Origin of the sequence: Streptomyces durbertensis, from assembly GCF_014156695.1 — a bacterium.
Classification (GTDB): domain Bacteria; phylum Actinomycetota; class Actinomycetes; order Streptomycetales; family Streptomycetaceae; genus Streptomyces; species Streptomyces durbertensis.
On record NZ_WMLF01000313.1, the window covers coordinates 1 to 6,416 of the forward strand.

Annotated in this window: 6 protein-coding genes and 1 CRISPR repeat array; of the genes, 3 read left to right on the plus strand and 3 right to left on the minus strand. The window is 68.7% G+C overall.

Annotation, left to right across the window (positions count from 1 at the left end):
- The first annotated feature begins 141 nt into the window (after nt 1–141).
- Nucleotides 142–1,269: a CRISPR direct-repeat array (repeat unit 29 nt; unit sequence CTGCTCCCCGCGCACGCGGGGATGGTCCC).
- A 96-nt stretch (nt 1,270–1,365) separates the two neighbouring features.
- From GL263_RS18910 to GL263_RS18920, 3 genes are all read right to left on the minus strand, one after another.
- Entirely contained in the window at nt 1,366–2,493 is a 1,128-nt protein-coding gene (locus GL263_RS18910; RefSeq protein ID WP_182856919.1) for a methyltransferase domain-containing protein, read from the minus strand.
- A 977-nt stretch (nt 2,494–3,470) separates the two neighbouring features.
- The gene (locus tag GL263_RS18915; RefSeq protein WP_182856914.1) at nt 3,471–3,755 is read right to left on the minus strand and encodes a DUF7848 domain-containing protein; all 285 of its coding nucleotides are present in this window, start codon (nt 3,753–3,755) and stop codon (nt 3,471–3,473) included.
- Between the two features lie 178 nt (nt 3,756–3,933).
- Complete coding sequence (locus GL263_RS18920) at nt 3,934–4,131, minus strand: hypothetical protein (protein ID WP_182856915.1); 198 nt, start codon at nt 4,129–4,131, stop codon at nt 3,934–3,936.
- Between the two features lie 92 nt (nt 4,132–4,223).
- Here GL263_RS18920 and GL263_RS18925 point away from each other — a divergent pair, with 92 nt between their 5' ends.
- The 3 genes from GL263_RS18925 (at nt 4,224) to GL263_RS18935 (ending at nt 6,180) form a co-directional block, all read left to right on the plus strand.
- The gene (locus GL263_RS18925) at nt 4,224–5,063 is read left to right on the plus strand and encodes a helix-turn-helix domain-containing protein (RefSeq protein ID WP_182856916.1); all 840 of its coding nucleotides are present in this window, start codon (nt 4,224–4,226) and stop codon (nt 5,061–5,063) included.
- A complete protein-coding gene (locus tag GL263_RS18930) occupies nt 5,060–5,269 on the plus strand; it encodes a DUF397 domain-containing protein (RefSeq protein WP_182856917.1) in 210 nt (69 codons plus the stop codon). Before GL263_RS18925 ends, GL263_RS18930 begins: the two co-directional genes overlap by 4 nt.
- A 308-nt stretch (nt 5,270–5,577) precedes the next feature.
- A complete protein-coding gene (locus GL263_RS18935) occupies nt 5,578–6,180 on the plus strand; it encodes a TMEM175 family protein (protein ID WP_228456641.1) in 603 nt (200 codons plus the stop codon).
- Nucleotides 6,181–6,416 lie beyond the last annotated feature (236 nt).

Sequence of the window (6,416 nt, forward strand, 5' to 3'; positions counted from 1 at the left end):
GCCCAACGCCGCCGCCACGGCCGCCGCTGACCGGCCCACCACCCCATGGACAACCAGATGACCGTTCTATCCCTTCTGTCGGACTCCGTGAAAGTGAGTAAAAACCGCCTCCCCGCCACATAAAACCCCAGCTCACGCCTTCTGCTCCCCGCGCACGCGGGGATGGTCCCACCGAGAAACACACCCCCCTCCGACAAGTCCGCTGCTCCCCGCGCACGCGGGGATGGTCCCGCGGACGAGGGCGCCTGGTCTGTCTCCGCCTGCTGCTCCCCGCGCACGCGGGGATGGTCCCGTCTGGGAGGCGGTCTGCCGGGTCGCGGTTGACTGCTCCCCGCGCACGCGGGGATGGTCCCCTGTCGACCGACACGTCGGCGAGCACGACCAGCTGCTCCCCGCGCACGCGGGGATGGTCCCGACGGACCGTCCCTCGCGGGCCGGTTGGCGCTCTGCTCCCCGCGCACGCGGGGATGGTCCCCGCGCTTGACCTGCGGGTTTCCGGGTTTCCCCCTGCTCCCCGCGCACGCGGGGATGGTCCCGACGTCCACCGCGCTGGCTTGGGCGGGATGATCTGCTCCCCGCGCACGCGGGGATGGTCCCTCCGCAGGTCAGGGGCGGTTGAGGGGGTCAACCTGCTCCCCGCGCACGCGGGGATGGTCCCTACGACGGCGCGGAGCACCTCCCGATCCTGCGCTGCTCCCCGCGCACGCGGGGATGGTCCCACCACCTGCCGCAACCAGGTCGTCGAGCCCGAACTGCTCCCCGCGCACGCGGGGATGGTCCTCAGGGCGCCCGTCGTCTGCGCGAGGCGATCCGCTGCTCCCCGCGCACGCGGGGATGGTCCCATGTCGTCGTTGAAGTACACGAACTCGCCGGACTGCTCCCCGCGCACGCGGGGATGGTCCCACTCCCGCGCCTGGCAGGCCGCGGCGGCGGAGCTGCTCCCCGCGCACGCGGGGATGGTCCTGGACGGCGTGCAGGCGACGTCTGTGCTGACGGCTGCTCCCCGCGCACGCGGGGATGGTCCCCAGGCCCCGAGGGAGCCACAGCCTGCCTGCGACTGCTCCCCGCGCACGCGGGGATGGTCCCCCGTCGCGGTGGCCCAGGATCTCCGGGCCGGCCTGCTCCCCGCGCACGCGGGGATGGTCCAGCCTGAACGCGGCTGCTGCCGCAGCCCTGGCACTGCTCCCCGCGCACGCGGGGATGGTCCCCCGCACCCCAGACAACGGAGACACCACCGCCACTGCTCCCCGCGCACGCGGGGACGGTCCGTAGAAGGTGAGTGCATCCTTACCCCGTGGACTCTGCTGCCCGCGCACGCGGGGTGGCCCGGGGGCAGTTCCGCGCCGACTGGCGAAGCGCTCGGGGCTACAGGGCCCAGTGGTGCAGGCTTCCGGTTGGGTCCGTGTACGTGACGGTCTGCATGTCCGGGGTGGCGGTGATCGTGAACCATTCGCGGCGGGGGCGGTTCAGACTCAGCCAGTGGTCGTGCGCTTTCTCGATGGGAGCCCAGAGGTCCCGAGGGCCGGAGGCCTGGACTCGCGCGGTGGGTGCTTCGGGTTGGTCGGTCACGCGGGTGCAGGAGCCCTCCCGGGGGTCGAACAGGGTCGTGACGTGTGAGCCGTCCGCCTCGCGGTGGTACTCGCGGAGGGTGGTCGGGGTGAGGTGCAGCTCGGCGAAGAACGAGAACGTCCAGTCGTCCAGGACGCTTCCCGAGAGTTCGGAGGGGCGACTCGTGCCGCCGGTCGGCTCCGGAACGGGGCGGCGCTGTTGCTGGCCGGAGTGCAGTGGCATGAAGGCTGCGGGGGTGTGGAGGATGTGTCCGGCTGCCGTGCCGTCTGGGCGCTTCTTGAGCCGCGCGAGCATTCCGCCGGCGAGTGCCCCCTTGATCGGTACGACCATGATGCCGTCCAGCGCCAGCTGGTCGAACCATGACGCTGGGATTCGGCGTACCGAGCAGGTGGCGATGATCCTGTCGAACGGAGCGTGCGCGGGCGCGCCTTGCGCGCCGTCTCCGTGGTGGACGACGGGGTGCAGTCCGAGGGCTTCGAGTCGGGCCTGCGCCGTGCGTGTCAGTCGTTCGGAGTAGTCCACGGTCGTGACGTTCTCGGCGCCTGCCAGGTTGCACAGCAGGGCTGCGTTGTAGCCCGTGCCGGTCCCGACTTCGAGAATCCGTGTGTCGGGTCGTACGTCGAGGGCGTCGAGCATGTCGGCCATGAGACTTGGCGCCGTTGAGGATGATGTGGGCACGCCCTCCACGGTGCTTGCGCCTGCGTCTTCGGCGTGTACGCCGTCGACCTCCGTGATGAGGGAGTCGTCCGCGTACACCTCGGACAGCCAGCGTGGGAGGTCGCCGTCCGCGCTGTGCTGGGGAACGAACTTCTCGGCCTCGCGGCGGTAGAAGACGGGGACGAACGGGTGCCGAGGTGTGTTCAGGAAGGCTTCGGCGAGGCGGGTGGGAAGCACCACACCGCCCTGGTCCATCCGACGCACCATCTCCACGCGGGCTCCAACGTGTTGAGGGCCGTCCTCAGCGGTTTGGGTCACAATCCTCCCCCTTCGAGGCAGTCGGCGATGGCGGCCGTGATCGGGAGGCCGGTCGCTTGTTCAACGAACCCGAACTGTCCGCGTGGATTCACTTCCAGTCTTCCGACCGCGTTAAGTCACCGCATGAAGATCATCGTTTCCGCCGTGCTTGCTGGCGCGACTCTGCTCACCGCCGCTGTCCCCGCTCTCGTTGACGATGGGCGCCCGGCTCACAGGGGTAACGCGTCCTGCAAGCCGTCCAGGGAGCAGTAGGTGAGGACCTCGTCTGCTCGCTGGGACCCCCAAGGGCACCGCGTCGGCGCGGGTGGACAACCTCACCTGACTGGCCATGTAGAGCCAGAACTGTTGCCATCAACTCTGCAAAGGCGGGGGTCGGTTCGGCCCTGGGTGCAGGTGTCAGGTGGTCGGCCCAGTGCGGAGCCGCCGCACGTCCCGCACGAGCGTGTACGAGGCGCTGAGGAAGATCACAGATCCGGCCACGAGCCAGAGGGCCGACCCACCTGAACGGCACTCACGAACGGCGAACAGAAGCAGCATTACGCTGGCGAGGACGCCGAAGGTCGAGATCAGAGCGCTGACGCGATGAGTCACGCGAACATCATCAACGACAACTTCCGTCAGTGGAAGTGACTCAGGCGAGCCGTCCTGGGTGGGAGGTGGGCCCGGGTGGAGTCGAACCACCATCCGCACTCCGCCGGAGCGAGCTCCTGATGACCGGCGGGTGATGCGGCGCCGTACGCGGGCCCGTGGTACCCGCCCCTGTCGGGGGTTTGGTGGTGCGAGAACCCAGGCGGGCCTTCACGGCAGGGGCGGGGGTCAGCGGGGGAAACCGGAGGCAGCCACGCCGAGTACGAAGCCGCAGGACGCTGAGACGACGATGACGAAAAGGGGTCCGGCGTAACGGAGGACGTGCGCTGCCAGGTACCTCACCGTTCCCACTCCCCGGGTGCCAGACGGCAGGGGTGCGTTTCGATCAGGCGGTAGGTGAAGTGCTCCCGGTTGGCGGAACGGTGCTGGTCTACCCACGCGGACGCTTCGCGGGCCGCTTCGATCCGCGCACCGACGCGCGGCTCTTTGTCGGGTTCGTCGACTTCGACGGTCGGGCCGGACTCGTCGCACACCGCGCACTGCATCCTGTACGTGACGGGCTCGGCGTCCGGTTCGGCGTCGAAGACGACCGTGAAGCGTCGGAGCGCGTACGTCTCGCTCATGCGTGTCCCAATCGCTTCAAGTGGTCGGTGATCTCGGCCCCGAGCTCCGCGAGTCGGCGGAAGAGCTCCGACAGAGGCACGTCCGACGTCACCGCTGGCTCGGCGGTGACCGTCTTGCGCGTGTGCTCGGCGGCCGAGGGGGAGCCATCCGGCGGGCCGGCGTACTCTTCCGGGCTCGTCACGAGATCCGTCCGGGGGCGCAGTTGGCACGGTGTCGACGCAGCAGGACCCGGTAGTCGGTGGCGGCGGAGTGGTCGCCGGCCTGTTCCTTGTCTTGCGCCGGTGCGTGCAGCTGGGCGCATGCCTCACAGCCAGCCGTGACGCTGATGTCCGGGTCGGGGATGTGGGGGTAACCGCCTGGCGCGGCACCGGACATGATGACTCCTCTCTGTAGTGGTTTCACCACCAAGGAGTCACAGAGTGGTCTAGAGTCGGAGGGTCTTCAACGTTCTGCAGACGGAGAGAACTTTGGTCAACCGTAAGGATCTGAACCCTGAAGCAGGCCCGGAAGCGGCCTTCGGTGCGCGTTTGCGCAGTGCGCGCGAGGCACGGGGGTGGAAGCAGGACGACTTGGGTGTGCGCATCGGATACAGCGGGCGCCACATCTCTGGTGTGGAAACCTGTCACAAGTCTCCGACTCGGCGGTTTTCGATCGCGCTTGACGCAGCGTTCGGCACCGAGGGAACCGCTGATTCGTTCGAGCGGGAGTGGCGCGAGATCAAGCACGGCATCCTGCTGGAAGGGTTTCCTGAGTACGTCGGGTACGAAGGCCGCGCGGTGGAGATCAGGCTCTTCGAGGTCGGAATCATTCCCGGCTTGCTTCAGACACCGGAGTACGCGCAGGCTCAGGAAGACGGTCACGTGGAGCGTGGCTCCATCACTTCTGACCAAGCTGCGGAGCGAGTCTCGTATCTGGCGGACCGCCAAGCGGCGCTCCAGCGTCTTCGACCACCGATGGTGTTCGTGGTGATGGATGAGAGCTGTCTCCGCCACGCTGTTGGAGGCGCGGAGGTAATGGACGCGCAGCTTCAGCATCTCGTCGATGTCGCCGCTCGTCCGAACTGGATTATTCAGGTCGCGCCTTCCACCCTAGGCGCTCGGCGCGCGTTCAACCTCCCGGTCAATCTGCTCACTCTTGCTGACCGATCTGTGATGTGCTACGCCGAGTCTCAGGCGCAGGGGCATCTCGACCGGGAGAGCGCATCCGTGATGCCCATGCTGACGGCGTACCATCAACTTCAGGGCGTGGCGCTGTCGCCGGCGGCGTCCGTGGACATGATCAATCAGCTTCGAAAGGGCTCACCGTGACGACCGAATCCCCGCGCTGGTTCAAGTCCTCCTACAGTGGCAACGGTGGCAACTGCGTTGAGGTTGCGACCAACTTCGCCGCCTCACGCGGCGTCGTCCCCGTGCGTGACTCGAAGACCCCGACCGGCCCGGCGCTGACTGTCTCCACAGCCGCGTTCTCGGCGTTCGTCGCAGGCATCAAGGCCGGAGAGGCGAACGGCGCCTGATCGTCCTGAGGAGCGGAGCACTTCAGGCACGACAACAGCCCTGCCGCTCCCGTAGGCAGGGGAGAGGAAGCCCCCCGAGTGGTGTTCTCGCTTCCTCCGGATCGAGGATCAGGCAGATCCAGTGATCGGCATGCCGCCACTCAGGGGGAGGCTCCGAGAACCTTCTCCGCGTTGTTGAGCAGCCCGTGGGGTGACGGGCAGGCCTGCGCGGCGTGGAGAGTGGGGGACTGGCCGGGGGTGCCTCTACCGTGCGTGGGGTGGACAAATCACCGCGGACCAGTGGCCGGCCAGGTCGGGGAGACACTCGATTGGCCGCGCTTTCCGACGGTGTGTTTGCCATCGCGCTCACTCTGCTGGTGCTGGATATCTCCATCCCGCCCGGACTCGGCTCCGAGGACTTCCACAGTGAACTGCGGCAGGCGCTGCCGAACCTCGGCGCCTACGCGCTGAGCTTCGCGGTGCTGGCTCAGTTCTGGCGGGACCAGTACTACGTTCTGACCGCTACGCCGGATACCGACGACACGGTGGTCCACCTGGCGCTGCTCGGGCTCGCGCTGGTGGCGCTCATGCCGTTCACCACGGCCGTCCTCGCCGAGTACGCCTACACGCAGCCGCTGGCTGTGGCGGTGTACGCCGCTGGCGCCGCCGCCGTCAACGCGGTGCACCTCGCTCTGCTCCGGCGCGCACACCGCCGCACTCCCGCAGGCGCCGACGTACCGTCATCGGCAGCTCTGCGGCGTCTGAACATGGCCGACCTCGGCGCATCCGCGGCGATCTTCGCGGCCACCGTCCCCATCGCGTTCCTCTCTCCGACAGCCGGGATGCTGTGCTGGATCGCGATCATTCCGCTCAAAGCGGTGGTCGCCCAACGCCAGGTCCGGATCGACCGCCGAGCCCGCTCCGAGGCGTGACCCGATCGGCGCTGACGTCCGGCTGTCCGGGCGAGGGAGCAGGCCGGGAACGGCAAGGACCCCCCTCGTCCGATCGTCGCGCCCGGCGACGCGCGACTCCGGAGCCTCCGCGCCGGGGCCGGTCATCCTGTGCCGGTGGCGGCGCTTTGCATGAGGATGCCTCCGGCGGCCCGGAGGCGGGGTCGAGGGTCCGGCGGGGTGGTTGGCCGAGGGGAGGGGCTCGCACGGACGGACCT